Source organism: Castellaniella sp. WN, assembly GCF_054457555.1.
The window spans coordinates 563,642-580,417 of the sequence record NZ_JBTKZC010000001.1 but is presented as its reverse complement, the minus strand read 5'-3'; the positions used below and the strand labels follow the sequence as shown (position 1 = coordinate 580,417).

At 60.8% G+C, this 16,776-nt stretch carries 15 protein-coding genes and 2 pseudogenes; 12 read left to right on the top strand and 5 right to left on the bottom strand.

Translation table 11 applies throughout. The features are described from left to right. Positions 1–46: 46 nt before the first annotated feature. The 9 genes and pseudogenes from ACTPOE_RS02650 (at position 47) to ACTPOE_RS02610 (ending at position 6,440) form a co-directional block, all read left to right on the top strand. The gene (locus ACTPOE_RS02650; RefSeq protein WP_458870646.1) at positions 47–703 is read left to right on the top strand and encodes a potassium channel family protein; all 657 of its coding nucleotides are present in this window, start codon (positions 47–49) and stop codon (positions 701–703) included. Between the two features lie 15 nt (positions 704–718). Next, positions 719–2,083, top strand: a complete 1,365-nt coding sequence (locus ACTPOE_RS02645) for a TrkH family potassium uptake protein (RefSeq protein WP_458870645.1) — start codon at positions 719–721, stop codon at positions 2,081–2,083. A gap of 72 nt (positions 2,084–2,155) precedes the next feature. Continuing rightward, the gene (locus ACTPOE_RS02640; RefSeq protein WP_458870643.1) at positions 2,156–2,974 is read left to right on the top strand and encodes a transporter substrate-binding domain-containing protein; all 819 of its coding nucleotides are present in this window, start codon (positions 2,156–2,158) and stop codon (positions 2,972–2,974) included. A 100-nt stretch (positions 2,975–3,074) separates the two neighbouring features. Next, positions 3,075–3,791, top strand: coding sequence for an ABC transporter permease (locus tag ACTPOE_RS02635; protein WP_458870642.1), 717 nt, complete (start codon positions 3,075–3,077; stop codon positions 3,789–3,791). Then, the gene (locus tag ACTPOE_RS02630) at positions 3,788–4,471 is read left to right on the top strand and encodes an ABC transporter permease (protein ID WP_458870641.1); all 684 of its coding nucleotides are present in this window, start codon (positions 3,788–3,790) and stop codon (positions 4,469–4,471) included. Before ACTPOE_RS02635 ends, ACTPOE_RS02630 begins: the two co-directional genes overlap by 4 nt. A gap of 111 nt (positions 4,472–4,582) precedes the next feature. Next, positions 4,583–5,131 (top strand): type IV toxin-antitoxin system AbiEi family antitoxin, encoded by a 549-nt coding sequence (abiEi, locus tag ACTPOE_RS02625; protein ID WP_458870640.1) that lies wholly within the window; start codon positions 4,583–4,585, stop codon positions 5,129–5,131. Continuing rightward, positions 5,128–5,352: pseudogene (locus ACTPOE_RS02620) on the top strand (nucleotidyl transferase AbiEii/AbiGii toxin family protein); the annotation flags it as partial. The gene abiEi and the pseudogene ACTPOE_RS02620, both read left to right, overlap by 4 nt. Positions 5,353–5,398: 46 nt before the next feature. Next, a complete protein-coding gene (locus tag ACTPOE_RS02615; protein ID WP_458872736.1) occupies positions 5,399–5,728 on the top strand; it encodes a YchJ family protein in 330 nt (109 codons plus the stop codon). A gap of 67 nt (positions 5,729–5,795) precedes the next feature. After that, a complete protein-coding gene (locus ACTPOE_RS02610) occupies positions 5,796–6,440 on the top strand; it encodes a glutathione S-transferase family protein (protein WP_458870639.1) in 645 nt (214 codons plus the stop codon). 22 nt (positions 6,441–6,462) lie between these two features. On the opposite strand, the gene ACTPOE_RS02605 is transcribed toward ACTPOE_RS02610, so the two are convergent. The 3 genes and pseudogenes from ACTPOE_RS02605 to ACTPOE_RS02595 all read right to left on the bottom strand — a co-directional run. Next, on the bottom strand, positions 6,463–7,563 hold the full coding sequence (locus ACTPOE_RS02605; protein ID WP_458870638.1) for an NAD(P)-dependent alcohol dehydrogenase: 1,101 nt from the start codon (positions 7,561–7,563) through the stop codon (positions 6,463–6,465). 168 nt (positions 7,564–7,731) lie between these two features. Continuing rightward, a complete protein-coding gene (locus ACTPOE_RS02600; RefSeq protein ID WP_458870637.1) occupies positions 7,732–8,133 on the bottom strand; it encodes a type II toxin-antitoxin system MqsA family antitoxin in 402 nt (133 codons plus the stop codon). A 2-nt stretch (positions 8,134–8,135) separates the two neighbouring features. Beyond that, a pseudogene (locus ACTPOE_RS02595) lies at positions 8,136–8,321 on the bottom strand (type II toxin-antitoxin system MqsR family toxin); the annotation flags it as partial. 64 nt (positions 8,322–8,385) lie between these two features. On the opposite strand from ACTPOE_RS02595, the gene ACTPOE_RS02590 reads away from it, so the two are divergent. Then, entirely contained in the window at positions 8,386–9,423 is a 1,038-nt protein-coding gene (locus ACTPOE_RS02590) for an IS630 family transposase (protein ID WP_458870376.1), read from the top strand. 364 nt (positions 9,424–9,787) lie between these two features. On the opposite strand, the gene ACTPOE_RS02585 is transcribed toward ACTPOE_RS02590, so the two are convergent. Further along, positions 9,788–10,843 (bottom strand): glycosyltransferase family 2 protein, encoded by a 1,056-nt coding sequence (locus tag ACTPOE_RS02585; protein ID WP_458870636.1) that lies wholly within the window; start codon positions 10,841–10,843, stop codon positions 9,788–9,790. Between the two features lie 228 nt (positions 10,844–11,071). Here ACTPOE_RS02585 and ACTPOE_RS02580 point away from each other — a divergent pair, with 228 nt between their 5' ends. Both ACTPOE_RS02580 and ACTPOE_RS02575 read left to right on the top strand, forming a co-directional pair. Further along, positions 11,072–11,914 (top strand): flagellin N-terminal helical domain-containing protein, encoded by an 843-nt coding sequence (locus ACTPOE_RS02580; protein WP_458870634.1) that lies wholly within the window; start codon positions 11,072–11,074, stop codon positions 11,912–11,914. Positions 11,915–12,034: 120 nt separating this feature from the next. Next, entirely contained in the window at positions 12,035–13,042 is a 1,008-nt protein-coding gene (locus ACTPOE_RS02575; protein WP_458870633.1) for a glycosyltransferase family 9 protein, read from the top strand. 18 nt (positions 13,043–13,060) lie between these two features. On the opposite strand, the gene ACTPOE_RS02570 is transcribed toward ACTPOE_RS02575, so the two are convergent. Beyond that, positions 13,061–16,723 (bottom strand): glycosyltransferase, encoded by a 3,663-nt coding sequence (locus ACTPOE_RS02570; RefSeq protein WP_458870632.1) that lies wholly within the window; start codon positions 16,721–16,723, stop codon positions 13,061–13,063. Positions 16,724–16,776 lie beyond the last annotated feature (53 nt).

Below are 16,776 nucleotides of genomic sequence, written 5' to 3'. Positions count from 1 at the left end.
TGACCATGGCTGAAACGCCATCCAGGACCAGTATTGAAGGAACGCCATGGGACAATTCGCCGTCATCGGCCTGGGCCGCTTCGGCAGCGCCACCTCTCTGGAACTGATGCGACTGGGCCACTCGGTTCTGGGCGTGGACGCCGACGGCCGCGTCGTCGACCAGATGGCCGACAGGCTGACCCGCGCGGCCATCGCCGACGTCACCGACCGCGACGCCCTGGCCGAACTGGGGCTGCCCGAATACGACGTGGTCCTGGTCGCCATCGGCGAGGACCTGCAGGCCAGCCTGGTCTGCACCGTGCACCTGAAGGCGCTGGGCGTGAAGGTCCTGTGGGTCAAGGCGTCCTCGCGCGCGCACCACCTCATCCTGGCCAAACTGGGCGCCAACCGCATCATCCACCCCGAGGATGAAATGGGCATCCGCATCGCCCAGGTACTCAGCTACCCCATGGTCAACGACTACATCTCTCTGGGCAACGGCGATTTCGTGGTCGAGATCGAGGCCAGCGCGCAACTGGACGGCCGCACCCTGGGCGACGCCCTGACCACCGATCCCCCGGGCGCCATCCACGCCCTGGCCGTCAAGCGCAAGGGCGAGACCTCCCTGCATCCCACCGACCAGTTCGTGGTGCACGCCAAGGACACCCTGATCCTGTTCGGCCCGCTGCACTACCTGAAGAACGCCGCGCCGAAACTGCGCTGACCGCCCCGACCGAGCATGGCCCGTTTTTCCATCCATCCGCTGCTGGCCTACCGCCAGGCGCGCCGCACCGGCCAGCTGCAGGCCAGCCCGCCCGCGGTCCTGGCCGGCAGCTTCCTCATCCTGATCCTGATCGGAACCGTGCTGCTGTCCCTGCCGATCGCGCAACGCAACCTCTTCGGCGTATTCGAAGCGCTGTTCACCGCCACGTCCGCCGTCACCGTCACCGGCCTGATGCTGATCGATCCGGCCACCGACCTGAGCTTCTTCGGCCAGGCCGTCGTGCTGACCCTGGTGCAAGTCGGCGGCATCGGTTTCGTCACCTTCGCCATCATCGCCACCCTGACCCTGGGCAAGCGCGTCAGCCTGAAATACCAGGCCCTGGCGCTGGAGGCCTTCAACCAGACCAGCGTGATCCGCATCCGCCAGACGGCGCTGACGGTGCTGAAATTCTCCCTGGCGATCGAAGGCGCGGCCATCCTGATCCTGACCCTCTGGTGGTGGCGCCACGACAGCCTGGGACATGCTTTCCTGCTGGCCGGATTCCACGCCGTCTCGGCCTTCAACAACGCCGGCCTGTCGCTCTTTCCCGGCAGCCTGGCCGGCTTCGCCGGCGATCCGGTCACTACTTTCGTGATCACCGGCTGCGTCATCCTGGGGGGGCTGGGCTTCAGCGTGCTGGCCGACATCCAGCAAAAGCGCAGCTGGGCCACGCTAGCCTACTACACACGGCTGATGCTGATCGGCACGCTGGTCCTGAATCTGGCCGGCTTCGCGCTGTTCTGGCTGATCGAGGCGCGCAATCCGCACACCCTCGGCGCATTGCCGGCGGCCAGCCAGGGGCTGGCCGCCTGGACCCAGGTCGTCGCGGCGCGCACGGCCGGCTTCGCCAGTGTAGACGTCGACCAGTTATACGACAGTTCGCGTTTCCTGCTCACCTGCCTGATGTTCATCGGCGGCGGCTCGCTGTCCACGGCCAGCGGCATCAAGCTCGCCACTTTCATCGTCCTGCTGGCGGTGGTCCGGGCCTACATCCTGCAGCGCAAGGAAGTCGTGCTGATGCACCGCACCATCGCCCCCGAATCCATCCAGAAGGCCCTGGCCCTGATGATGGTGTCGGGCCTGCTGGTGTGCCTGGGCATCTTCCTGGTGAGCCTGTTCGAGAACCTGCCCTTCATCGCCGTGGTCATGGAGGTCATGTCGGCCTTCAGCACCACCGGCGTCAGCCCCGACCTGACCGGATCCCTGAGCCTGCCCAGCCAGATCGTGCTGATGCTGCTGATGTTCATCGGACGCCTGGGGCCCCTGACCCTGGTCTACAGCCTCGGCACGCAGCGCCGCAGCCGCGTGCGGTATCCGGAGACCATGGTGCAGATCGGGTGAATCTCTTCCCGATATACTAATATTTCCTTTTCCGCAGTTTCCCAGACTCAATCTTTCATTAGGATCCTGTCCATGGTGATTTCCATCGCACGACAGGCGGCGCTGTGCGCCGCCCTCGGCCTCGCAGGCCTGGCCACCACGGCTTCGGCCGCCACCCTGAAAATCGGCACCGAAGGCGGCTACCCACCCTGGAGCATGGTTGACGCCAGCGGCAAGGTCACCGGCTTCGACGCCGACGTCGGCCACGCCCTGTGCAAGAAGCTCGACATGAAGTGCCGCTTCGTGGTCCAGGCCTTCGACAGCCTGATCCCCGCCCTGCAGGCCGAACGCTTCGACCTGGTGATCTCCGGCATGTCCGTCACCGCCGAGCGCGCCAAGGTCATCGCCTTCAGCATCCCCTACGCCACGGAAGACTCCGCCTTCGTGCTGCCCAAGGGTGACGCGCTGCTGAAGGCCGCCGATCCCAAGGCCCTAATGGCCGGACTGGCGGGCAAGGCCGTCGGCGTGCAGAGCGGCACCACCCAGGGCGCCTTCCTGCAGAAATACGCTCCCGACCTCAAGCTCAAGACCTACGAGACCCAGGACCAGATGCAGATGGACCTGTCGGCCGGCCGCCTGGACGCGACCTTCTCCGAAGTCACCCCCCAAAGCCAGTTCCTGGACACCACCGGCAAGGGCAAGTTCGCCCTGGCCGACGCCGTGGTCAAGAGCAGCGCCGACCCGGAAATCCTGGGCCTGGGCATCGGGGCCGGCATCAACCAGAAGAACACCGAGCTCAAAGCCAAGGTGGACAAGGCTCTGTGCGAGCTGATCGCCGACGGCACCATCAAGTCCTCCAGCACCAAGTGGTTCGGCGTCGACCTGTCCAACTACGCCGCCTGCAAGAAGTAATGCCCGGCGACGCGGCCGGCGCCTCCGCGCGCCGGCATCATTCCCCCGGAATCGCCGGCCGCCGCACGCCGGCGACGCTCCGGGGTTTCCCATCGATCCCATGATCCAGACCCTGCACGACATCCTGAGCGCCGGCTGGGGCGCCATGCTGCTGCGCGGCGCGGCCATGACCGTCTTCATCAGCGTGTGCGGCATCGGCCTGGGCATGACCATCGGCATCGCCGGCGCGACCGCCAAGACCAGCGCCAACCGCCCCGCGCGCGCCCTCGTCGGCCTGTACACTCTGGTCGTGCGCAGTGTCCCGGAACTGCTCATCATCTACCTGCTGTTCTTCGGCGCGGTGCAGCCCGCCGCCGACCTGGCCGACTGGCTGGAATGGGACGACCTGATGAGCACCCTCTTCCCCATGCTGATCGGCATCCTGGCCATCGCCCTGATCTCCGGGTCCTACAGCGTGGAAGTCTTCCGCGGCGCCTTCAAGGCCATCGATCCCGGCCAGCTCGAAGCCGCCCGCGCCATCGGCATGGACCGGGGCCAGTGCCTGCGGCGCATCACTCTGCCGCAGCTCTTCTGGTATGCCCTGCCCGGCGCCAACAACGTCTGGCAGGCCGCCCTGAAGGACACCGCGCTGGTGTCCCTGGTGGGCCTGGTCGAACTGATGCGCGCCGCCGTCCTGGGCTCGGCCGCCACGCGCGCGCCCCTGATCCTGTACCTGATGGCCGGTATCCTGTATTTCCTGATCGGTGCCTGCAGCCAGGGCCTGTTCGTCTGGGCCGAGCGCCACTTCGGGCGCGGCATGCGGGGGGCCGGACGATGATCGAACTGTTCGAGCACGCCGTCCCCGTCCTGATCGAGGGCTTCTGGATCACCCTGCGCATCGGCCTGTTCTCCATCCTGCTCGCCTCGCTGCTGGGTCTGGGCGCCGCGCTGATGCGCACCGCGCAAAACCCGTTGGTCTCGGGCACCGCCTTCGCCTACAGCACCGTCTTTCGCGGCACGCCGCTGCTGATCCAGCTGTTCCTGCTGTACTACGGCATCGGCACCCTGGACTTCGTGCGCGAACAGCCCGCCCTGTGGTGGCTGTTCTCCGACGGCGCGCGCTGCGCCATCCTGGCCATCGCCCTGAACAGCGGCGCCTACATGAGCGAGGCCATCCGCGGCGGCCTGCAATCCGTGCCGACGGGCCAACTGGACGCCGCCGCGTCCTGTGGCATGAGCCGCCTGCAGATCTTCCGCCGCATCCGCTTTCCCCTGGCCGTTCGCCAGGCCTTTCCGGCCTACGGCAATGAACTGGTGCTGGCCATCAAAGGCACCAGTCTGGCCTCCACCATCGCGGTCATGGAACTGACCGGCTTCGCCCGGCGCCTGATGAGCCAGAGCTACCTGATCGTCGAAACCTTCGTCATCGCCGGTATGCTGTACCTGGCCATCAACGTCACGCTGCTCGGCTGCGCCTGGCTGGTGGAACGCAGGCTGGGGATCCGGACGGGGGAATAGGTCCGCAGGCTACCCCCCCTTCGAAATCGGCAGAGGGACATACAGCGTGAGAGTTGCCCATAAGTCTACGTCAATACTATATAATTATGGTGTTGACGTAGACTTAATCACATGAACCAGTGCCAAGCCATTCGCATTCTCCGTGCCCTGGACGAGACCGGCCGCTATGTCTTCCGGCGCCAGCATTTGCGCGCCTGCTTCCACGAGGATTCAGAAAAGACCTTTGCCGCCGGACTGGCCCGCCTCGTCAAAGCAGGTGTGCTGACCCGCGCGGCCCGGGGCGTGTACGTCCACGACCGGGCCAGGTGTCGAGACAGCAGAACCATTGAACGAATCGCCGCGGCCTTGCGCCCCGCCGACCTCAGTTACGTCAGTCTGGAATCCGCCCTGTCGGAATACGGCGTCATTTCCCAGATTCCCATGGACCGCATCACCCTCATGACCACCGGGCGCGAAGGCGAAATCCGAACGCCTTACGGCACCATCGAATTCGTGCACACCAAGCGCGATCCAAATGAACTGCGCCAGGCTACCCTCCCCTCCGACCGCCCATTGCGCATGGCCAAGATCGACACGGCCATCCGCGACTTGCGGCGTGTCGGCCGCAATCTGCATTTGATCGACCCGGAAGCCCTCCAGGAGTCCTTGGCCAAACCATGAAAGAAAACTTCGACCATCTGGTGGAACTGGCCATGCGGGACACGGGCCGCGCCCCTATGCGCCCCGTCATCGAGAAAGAGCTTCTACACTATGACATCTTGTTCGCACTGAGTGAAGCCAAGCTGCTCGATACCCTGACTTTCCAGGGGGGAACCTCACTGCGCCTATGCCACGGCGCCCCACGCTTCTCAGAAGACCTGGATTTCGCCGGCGGCCCGGGGCTGGACTTACGCAAGCTGCTGGACATCAAGCAATGCCTGGAAGACTATCTGGGCGGCCCACGGCCCGCGACACCTGCAAGCGCCCGACGCTCAGGCGCTGATGCGCTCGCGCTACAGCGCCTACGTGCTGGACGAACTGGACTACCTGCTGCGGACCTGGCACCCCGACACCCGTCCGGCCGCGCTGGAGCCCAACGAGCCCGGCACCCGCTGGCTGGGACTGGACGTGCGCCGCCACGTCCGGCTGGACGCCGACCACGAGATCGTGGAATTCGTCGCGCGGGTGCGCATCCACGGCCGCGCCACCCGGCTCCATGAGATCAGCCGGTTCACGCGGATGGACGGGATGTGGATGTATGTGGACAGCGCCGCTTGAGTACACTTGGATGATCGTCCCGGCCTGATCGTCCCGGCCATCCTTCTTCAAACCCCACCCCCGTGCCATGATGCTGATCTACGATGCCCAGAGTCCCGCGCCGCGCTGCCTGCGGATGTTCCTGCTCGAAAAGCAATTGCGGCTGCCCGCCGTGACCATCGACGTGATGACGGGGGAAAACCGCCAGCCACCCTACCTCGCCATCAATCCGGCGGGCCAGACGCCCGCCCTGAGGCTGGACGACGGCCCCCCCCTGGCCGAGGCGGTCGCCATCGCGGAATACCTGGAAGAACGCCACCCCGAACCCGCGCTGATCGGCCGCACGCCCGAACAGCGCGCGCAGACCCGGCAGGGGTGGCGCCGGGTCGAACTCAACATCACGGAATTCATCCACAACGCCTACCACTACGCCGAGGGGCTGGCCCGTTTCGAGCCGCGCATCCCGGTCGCGCCCGAGGCGGCCGAGGGTTTGAAGCGGGTGGCCCGGGACCGCCTGCAATGGCTCGACGGCCTGTTCGGCCCCGGCCCCTACCTGTGCGGCGAACGCTTCACCGCCGCCGACATCTGGCTGTACGTCTGGCTGGATTTCGGAGAATCCGTCAACCAGCCCTTCGACCACGGCCTGCCGCGCATCGGCCCATGGTTCGAGCGCGTGGCGGCGCGGCCCAGCGCGGCGCGCAGCCGCGCGCTGCTGTCATCCGTTCAGGGGTAAGCAAACAGCTCCGGCTTACCGCTCAGAACGGCTTGACGGCGATCTTCAGCACGCCATCGCGCTGGTGGGCGAACAGATCGTAGGCCGCGACGATATCGTCCAGCTTGTAGTGGTGGGTGACCAGCACGCCGAGATCCAGGCGTTCGGCGGCGATCACGTTCATCAGGCGACGCATGCGCTCCTTGCCGCCGGGACACAGGGCGGTGTTGATGCGGTGGTCGCCCAGGCCGGCGGCGAAGGCGTCGAGCGGGATCTTCAAGTCCTGCGAATACACGCCCAGGCTGGAAAGCGTGCCGCCGGGCTTGAGGCAGCGCAGGGCCTGCTCGAACGTGGCTTGCGTGCCAAGCGCCTCGATGGCGGAATCGGCGCCACGGCCGCCGGTGAGCTTCATCACCTCGGCGACCACATCGCAATGATGGAAATCGAGGACGACGTCGGCACCGAGCCGCCGTGAAATGCCCAGGCGGTGCTCGTTGCCGTCCACCGCGATGATGGTAGTCGCGCCCAGCAGGCGCGCGCCGGCGGTCGCGCACAGGCCGATGGGGCCCTGCGCGAAAACGACCACCGTATCGCCCAGGCGGATGTTGGCGTTTTCCGCCCCCTTGAAACCGGTGGACATGATGTCCGGGCACATCAGCACCTGTTCATCGGTGAGCCCGTCCGGAATCGGCGCGAGATTGGCCTGCGCGTCCGGCACCAGCACGTATTCGGCCTGGGTGCCGTCGATCATGTTGCCGAAACGCCAGCCGGCGGTGGCCTTGTAGCCATGGCAGCCGCAACGCCCGGAGGGAATCAGGTAGCTGCCGTCCTGCGACGGGACGCCGTCCTGGGCGGCATAGGAACCGAAGTTCGGGCAGATCGCCCCGGCGATCACGCGCTGCCCTTCCTGGTAGCCCGTGACCGCGCTGCCGAGCTTTTCTATGACCCCCACGGGCTCGTGGCCGACCGTGAGACCCTTGGCGACCGGATACTCGCCCTTGAGGATGTGGATGTCGGTGCCGCAGATCGTGGTGGTGGTGATGCGGACCAGCGCATCGTTGGGGCCGACCTCGGGGATGGGCTTCTCGGTCAGTTCGATACGGCCGGGTTCGACGAATACGGCGGCTTTCATTTTGGCGACCATCGGTGTTCTCCTTCGATGAGATCAGCGGGCTCGCAGCCTGCCAGCCCGCAGGCGATGGTTTCATCGTATCGGCTTGCCGCGGCCTGGAGCTTGAGCCAAGTCATGGAAATCCATGTTTGACGTGTGGTCATCCGGGCCGCCAGCTGGTGCGAGCCCGGGCATAGGCAGCTATGCCAACCGGACCTCACTCAACAGCTCTGGATGACGATTCAGCACCTTGAGCAGCTTGATCAGCGCCAACGGCGGCTTTGTCTTGCCATTTTCATAACGCGAAAACGCATTGACACCACCACCAAAAATCTCACCCGCTTCGCGCTGATCCAACTTTAATTTCTTGCGCACCCTGGCAATGAAAGCAGGATCGACAATACCGGCATTGACCTGGCGATTGAATGCCAGCATGGCTGCGCTCACGCGGGCGGACTCGGCGGCATTCAGCACGCTTTCACCACAGGACGGGCAGTAACCACCCACCACGGCCGGGATCACGGTCGTTTCGCCTTTGTAAGTATGCGACAGGTCGCGCGCCTCATGCATCAGATCGGCCGATGCGCAAATCGGGCATCGCATGTTCACAACTCCTTGAAAGACACGACGAGCACCTCATCGACGACCGTCAGTTTCAGATAGATGTCGCCCTCGGGAGTTGTGAGCCGGTATACATCCTGCCAAATACGGTGGCTGGCATGCGTGGTCATGCTCTTGTAGAAATCCCGGGCCGTGAGCGACATCACCACGCGGATCATGCCATCGAAATCCAGGCCTATAGATCAGGCCCATAAATAGATTGAAATTCTGTCGATCTGATGCGATGCTTTGCGGATGGAAAAAGATGATGCAAGAAAGCTCAGTCCGGCCGAGCAGCATGAGAGGCGTCGGCAGGTGATTCGTGCGTACAAACGCGGACGAAGCAAACCTCAGATCGCCGTTGACGTTGGGCTGAGTCACACGGCGGTGAGCAAGGTGATCGCACGCTATGAGGCGGGGGGGATGCTGTCGCTGGCACCCCGTCGGCGTGGCCGTCGCCGTGGCGAGGATCGCGCACTGACCGCCGAGCAGGAACAGACGGTGTGCCGCATCATCTGCGACAAACGCCCCGAGCAGCTGAAGATGGACTTTGCGCTGTGGAGCCGTGCGGCGGTTATGCAGCTGATCGAGCGCGAGTGTGGTGTGACGCTGCATGTGCGCTCGGTGGGCAAGTATCTGGCCCGCTGGGGCTTCACCCCGCAGAAGCCGATCAAGCGTGCTTACGAGCAATCGCCCGCCGCGGTGCAAACCTGGTTGGAGGACACGTATCCGGCCATCGCCGAACGTGCCAAGGCCGAGGGCGGCGAGGTCCACTGGGGTGACGAGACGGCGCTGGTGAACACCGACGTGCGCGGTCGCAGCTATGCGCCCAAGGGCAAGACTCCGGTGGCGATGGCCATTGGCGGGACGCGGCAGAAGCTGTCGATGATCGCCAGCGTCACCAACCAGGGCAAGGCACGCTGGATGATCATTGATGGCGCGTTCAATCACGAAAAGTTGATCGAGTTCTTCGAGTCGCTGGTCCAGGATGCCGGGCGCAAGGTGTTTCTGATCCTGGACAACCTGGGCGTGCATCACTGCAAGCCGGTGAAGGCGTGGTTGGCCGCACACTCCGATCAGATGGAAGTGTTCTATCTGCCCAGTTACAGCCCCGAACTCAATCCCGAAGAACGCTTGAATGCCGATCTCAAACACGTCATCGGGCGCAAGGTTCCGATACGCACGAAGGCCAAACTACGCGCCGCTGCAGAAGAGCACATGCAAGTCGTCGCCAGCGAGCCGGCACGTGTCAAAGCCTACTTCCAAGACTTCCACGTCAAATACGCTGCGTAAAACTGTTTGAGGGCCGGATCAATAATGCGGCGCCACCCGATAGTGCCGAAACGGTCGCGCGAACTCGACCTGCCTGAATATGCGTCTTGATAACCCGCAACCGGCAATGTGGTGTTCCCTTTCCCATGAAAATTAACCTGACAGGTTAATTATGGCAAGCTGCGGCCTCAAGCAGCAATAGGCGGCGTCGGTCTCGTCCATGGCCGGTTTCCATCGTGTTCTGGATGGAGACCATGATGCGGGTCACATGACCGCTGCGAAAGATGACTTGATCGAGAATATCCATGGGGGAAAACATGCAAACCCTTCCAGCCGCGCGCCGGACAAGCCTGATGTCCAGGCAGTCACAAGACTGTCCCCCCTTCTATTCCCCTCGCATTTTCCTGGCCATCCCCCGATACTCGGTCGCCAGCGCTTCCCGCCCGGTATTCTCGTACAGCACGGCCAGGTTCTGCGCGGCCAGATAGCTGCCCCGACCAGCAACGGATTCCGACAGATCCGGGCGTTCGCCGATCTCCAGGCACTTCAGCCAGCTGGATTCCACGACCGGCAGGAACTGGGACTCAGCCTGTGCCGGGTGCTGAATGGCCCAATCCAGGAAAACGTCGGCGACGCAGAAGAAATAATCGGGGGAATCCTGCCAATACGGGAATTCATCCTCGGCCAGCAGGATCGCCTGCTCCAGGCGGCCGGCCCGCTTCAGGCAGTACAACGAGCGCATGATCAGGTCGTACCGGAACGACTGGTCGCGGGCGCACAGCGACACCGCCGGCAGGAAACAATCCGCAGCTTCCGCGTAGCGGTCGTAGAGAGCGAGTTCCTTGCCCAACTGATAGAGCAGATAGGGGTCCTCCGGCGTCTCGGCCAGCGCCACGCGCAGCAGCGCTTCGTTGCGCCCTCGCTTGGCCTCCAGGCCCTCGGGCATATAGCCGTCGTGGCCCACGCGGATATCCAGCCGTTTCCGAGGCAGATTGCCGGGATTGGCCGCCTGTTCATGGATGCGGCCCGCATAGCGCACGCCCCTGGGCAACACACGCGTGCCCCATTCGGTCGCCTGGCGGACCTCGTCACCCTGCATGAAGCGGTTGAGGATGGCGATCTGCCCCAGGAACGGCTCCGCGCCCAAGCGGCGCAGTTGCTCATGCCCCGATTCCAGCCAGTTGTCGGCATCCAGGATCAGGTTCCAATCCGCCGAGGAATGATCCAACGCCGCGTTCCGCGCGGCGGAGAAGTCATCGATCCATTTGAAATGGTGCACCTGGGCGTCGAAGCGCCGGGCGATGGCAACAGTGTCGTCCGTCGATCCGGTGTCCAGCAGGATCGTTTCATCGACATGATCCCGCACGCTGGACAGGCAGCGGGCCAATGTGGCCGCACCGTTCTTGACGATCATGACCAGGGCGATGGTGGGAGGGTTCATCGGATCTCGCAGACTCACAGACACGGGCAACCGTGATCATGCACCAATCGCCGCTCAACCGCCACCAGAGCATGTTGGCCTCAGAAGTGACCCGCACTCAAAAAAATTTTCTAGCCTCCCTAAAGTTCCCTGCCCCCCCTCCGTTAACGTGGCAGAACAGGAGGTCACTCGGTTTGTCATCCTGGGCAAAAAGGGCGAATCCTTCGCCAAATCTCTTAGGAGTTTCTCATGGCCGTTATCAACACTAACTACCTCGCTCTGGTCTCCCAGAACAACCTGAACAAGTCCCAGGGTGCGTTGGGTTCCGCGATCCAGCGCCTGTCCTCGGGCCTGCGCATCAACAGCGCCAAAGACGACGCCGCCGGACAGGCCATCGCCAATCGTTTCACCGCCAACATCAAGGGGCTGACCCAGGCCGCCCGTAACGCCAACGACGGTATCTCGATGGCGCAAACGACGGAAGGCTCCCTGAACGAAATCAATAACAACCTGCAGCGCATTCGCGAACTGACGGTCCAGGCCTACAACGGCACGAACTCCACGGAAGACCTGGCGTCCATCAACGCAGAAGTCAAGGCCCGCCTGGCAGAAATCGACCGCGTCGCCGACCAGACCCAGTTCAACGGCACCAAAGTGCTGGACGGTTCCGCTTCCGGTGGCATCAATATCCAGGTTGGTGCCAACGACAACGAAACAATCAAGATCGAAGGCACCAACGCCAAGACGTCTGTCCTGCTTTCGGGTGCTTCCGGCATCTCGGCTGGCAGCGGCCTCGCCGTCAGCGGGAACACCGTTACCTCCGGCGCGCTGAAGAGCATTGACGATGCCATCAAGAAGGTTGACAGTATGCGTAGCGACCTGGGCGCGATCCAGAACCGCTTCGAATCCACCATCGCCAACCTGAACAACACCATCACCAACCTGTCCGCTTCGCGTTCACGTATCGAAGATGCCGACTACGCGGTGGAAGTGTCCAACATGACGCGTGCCCAGATCCTGCAACAAGCCGGCACCGCTGTACTGGCTCAGGCCAACCAGGTCCCGCAGACCATGCTGTCCCTGCTGCGTTAATTCTCAGCACCACACCGAGGCAGGGTTATACTGCCTCTAGCACTAAAACCGCCGGATTACCTCCGGCGGTTTTTTGAATATCTGTTCTCGGACATTCATCTCATCACCCCCTAGCTCCTCATGGCCCCCAAAATCCTGATTACCCGCCTGGTGGGCCTGGGAGATGTCGCATCCATCCTGATCCCTGCCGTCCGACTGGTTCGTCAACGAGCGCCAGACGCTACGATTGACGTGCTGACTTACGGAGCTGGTATTGAGTTGATGTCCCTATGTCCGGATATCAGCGACGTGCTGGGCATCACAGCCGAACAATGGCCGCGCGACCTAATCCCCGCAACTCAGAGCTTTCTGGGAATTGCCCAGGTCATCGCTGCGCGCAACTACGATCAGGTCATCTGTCTGGACACCTGGTTCATGCCCTGCTTCCTGGCACAGGTCCTGATCGACGTCGGGCTGAATGTGGAAGGCAATCACCTGAATCGCCCGGTGAACGACTTTTTCACCATGCTGCATGCCAGAAAGCTGCCGGCGGATTATTTCGATACCGCTTTCATGGCCAGCACATACCCAAACATGAAGGACTGGTTGCGCCCCTGGTGGCTGGAACCGCAGCCCCATGCCAACTATCCGGAATACTACCTGATTCACTGCTGCAGTCTAGGCGATACGATCGAATCACGCCTGTCCATCGAAGCTGACGCCGCATTCCGCAACACGGCGGCCGGGCGCCCGATCATAGCAGTGTCATTTCGCGGCACCACGGCCATCAAGCACTACAAGCAGGCGGATGCTCTGACCCACCTGCTGGAGCAGACGGGCTACCACGTCTGGGCAGGCTTCGATGGCAGCCTGCCCATGCACACAAGCCTGGCGCGACTGGCCGCCACCGATTTACTGATTACCGTAGCAACCTCCACGCAGTGGCTAGCCAAGCTGGCAGGCTGTCCATCCCTGATGCTGCCAGGCGCCATGCACCCGGCCATTTTGGGGGCGGAATACACCATGGACCAGACCGTGGATTGCCAATACTGCTGTCAACGCGGCTGCCCTGCTGGCCGAAATTACGCCTGCATGGATGTGCCGGCAGAAGCAGTGATGGCGCGGGTCAGGCAGATACTGGTCAAATAGACTGTCAGCCCTTGCCGCTCAAGCGGCGCCCGATGCCACCCCCCAGGCACGGGCCCACTGATCCAGAAAATCCCCCTCCAGCATCCAGTTCTGTCGAACTGCGTCACGCAAGGCGTCGCCCTTCTGGCCTAAGGCCTCAGAATCGGCCAGATGCTCGCGAATGGCTCGCACCCAATCCTGAGTGCGGTTGCGCACCCGCGTCACCGGCAAACCGCACTGGTAGGGATCGATATCCGTACAGATAATCGGCACCCCGCATGCGCCCAGCTCTAGCAGGCGCAGATTGCTCTTGCAGCGATTAAACTGGTTCATTTCTAACGGCACCACGGCCAAATCCAGATTCAAGGCAGCCAGTTGCGCCGGATACTGATCAATGGGAAATCCCGGATGGAACTCACAAACAACATCGTCTGGCTTCATACCCATGAAAACCCATTCAACCTCATCCTGCAAGTCCTTAACCACAGAACGAATTTCTGCCAGATCTCCCGTATGACTGATTCCGCCCGCCCACCCTATCCGCATTTTCTTCTTTGTGCGTCGCTGACCCTGCAGCCCCCCCCACGGCTTCAAGGGTAACCCATTGAGGGCCACTCGAATATCATCGTGGAAATCTGCATATTCCCGCGCCAGTGTCGGTGTAGAAACCACCAACCAATCAACCTGCTCGATCGTACGGCGCATTTTCTTGATCAAACCTTGCGGTAGGTCCGAGCGATGAATATTGCGTGTTGGAAGATTAGGAAGATAGTCGTCGAACTCCAGGACAACCTTGGCACCCGTAATCTCGCGGTAACGACGAATCTGGGTCAAAATACCTTCGTTTCGCCAGGCCCCCTGCAGCACAATCACATCTGGCTGGATGCGGGCCACATCGGTGAAATGGAAATCGCCATACTTCAGCCCGCCGTCCAGACGCAACTCGCCGGCCATGGCTCTGAAGGGATGCAGAATTCGATAATGCCCGCAACCATACCAATCTCCATGCACCGCCAGCACCACCGGCAAAGGACGACCCGGTAAGGGTTCTTGGATTCGAGACGCGTCCCGACTAAGAGTAAAGCCAGGAGAATACTTACCAAAAGCTGGATGATAGTTCGGATCCCGCGCCAACTGCTGCAACCACCGCTGATACAAACGGTCGCGCTGCTCGTCATCCGGATTGGCCTGTAGGCCAAACTTCTCGGTTAACGCCCGGCTCGCACCGCCCATGTGCAACAGACCAGTATCCGGCTCCAGGACCAGCAGATACCCTACCTGTATCGCCTTCATGCACAGGTCTGCGTCCGCATAATAGATAGGAAAGGATTCGGCATCGAAACCTCCCAACTCATCAAAAACCTGGCGCCTCATCATCATGCACGATGCACTGAGCGCGCTGACATTCTGCTGGACGATCAGACGATTCATATAGCCCCGGCGATCCTCCGGCACCCCTCTGAATGCCGCGCCGACGCTATTGTCCATCCCCAACACCTGGCCGCATTGTTCCACTCCACCATCGGGAATATCCAGACGCGAACCGACCATTCCGACCTCTGGCCGCAATGCATGCCGCAGCAATCGCTCCAACCAATCGGATCGTGTACGCTCTCCAAACTGAATGTCATTATTCAGAAACAAAAATACGTCCCCGCGTGCCCGGGTGACAGCAAAATTATTCATGGCCGCAAAGTCAAAGGATTGTGGCCAACGCACGACGTGAATCTGATCCGTCTCCATGGCTTCGAGTCCAGCTAGAAATGCCACGGCATCAGGATCGGCACTACCATTATCCACGACTAGTAACTCATAATGAAGGTATGCCGTACGCTCCATCAGCCCTTCGATGCATGCTCGCAATATCGGCAACTGATCTCGCGTAGGGATGATAATGGAAATCAGTGGCTGCATCGTCAGGGGATATTCGATATGCTGCAGGCCGAGTAATGGTCCCGACTCGACCTTCGCCTCCAGTCCCATACGCACGAAATGCGCCTGCGTCACGGCAGGAAACCAGAGCATTGTGTCTGAATCGCAGACCCAATCCATCAAACTACGCCCACCGAACTGCAGTACCTCTGGAATATGTCCCACGACCGGCGGACCGACCTGCTCCACCAAGCGCCAGAGCAAGTCGACAGGCGCCAGGTCTGCGACTCGTTCATCCAGCCCCCCCGCCGCCTGGACGGCTGCGGTGCTGATCACCAAGTTACGGCCGATATAGGGGTAGCTGCGTAGCAGATCAACATTCAAATCAGGCTTGAACATCGGGTTTACCGGCTGCCCATCCTTCAGGACCGCCTCATCCACGTACCAGATCAGCGGATCCGGCTTGCGCAAGCGGTATTCCCCCATTGTCAACGTTGCGTGAGGTACCAAACGATCACCTGCATGCAAAATCCACAGAAAATCCGGTATCCCGCCCTGGTTAATCCTATCAGAGAGCAACTTGGCCCAATGCGCATCTCCTGACAATAACTCAATCTCGCCCCCTGCAGCCTGAACCGGCACGTTACGGCCGATCAACCAAACACCATCAACAGGTCTGTGCTGAATACCCAGGCTCTCCAACGTATCAATCAGTGCTTGAACATCCGCATCATCCGGCATGATCACTACAGCACCTAGGGATCCAACCCCGGAAGAGGTTTCTAACAATGTTTTGAGAGCAAGTGTTCGGGCAGAGGATGGAGTACGCTCAGACATCCACTGAGGAAAACCCCATGAGTCAGCCTCTGGATCCTTCGCAGAAGTAATCTGAAAACTAATCGAATAAGGACCCGCATCCTGTGACTCCACAGGAGTGATTTCTTGAGTAGCGATAATGAATTTCTTAAGATTAACAATGAATTCTTTATGTATACCCAAGTAAAGATCTTGAAACCCTTTGGTTTCCTTACGAGCATTCTGCAGTGACTCTTCAGAATCATCCAGAGCTCGCCCTGGAAAATCCAAGCGTCCATCTATATTTTCCTTATCATGAAACGTTTCTGGCCGCTTTGTAAACGGAGAGTCCATCATCACAACGGGGCATCCGCATAAAGCAGCTTCTCCTATGATTGCAGAATTGGCGAAACAATAAAGAACTTCAGCGCCTCGCAACAAGGCAGCCAATTCTTCACGAGAAGAAGGCCACTCGGAAGTAATGACGGTACTCGTTTCAAATAATTTCTCATGCTTTTCTCTGGCCGTAAAATAGCGTCCCGGATATACCAAAGCCCCTTTTCTGCAAGCATCCAATGGGTTTTCTTTATTATTGAATAAATTGAAATCAAGAACTGGGGTGGTTAATACAAGACTTCCTGCTTCTGAAAACCCGCGAGACAAGTATTCCTTATCATAAAAAACGAGAAAATCAGACTCGGCAAAATCAGAAGGACCACCCAATAACCCTAAATGGTTCAATATATAACGAACCACACATTTAGCGTGCAAAGGGTTCCCATGAGTCACTTCTGGGTATACAGCGATAGGTTCAATGCCGATCTCTTGATGCTTTTTTACGATATCTTCGGTCAGAACCGGTGTGCGCAATTTTGGAAATACTCCGTCAGTGCAAACGTATGCCTCTTCACCCATCCTGTTCAGGTAATGGCAAAGTAAATGCAATACCTGAACCCCAGAAGAAATTCTACGATAAGGAGGGGCATACACATAATAGGGCCTTCTGCCACTTAGGTAGATATCATCAAGTTCCATAACACAGAAGCTCTACGTTATTAATAAAACCCACATTTTGCGTGTTATCACAC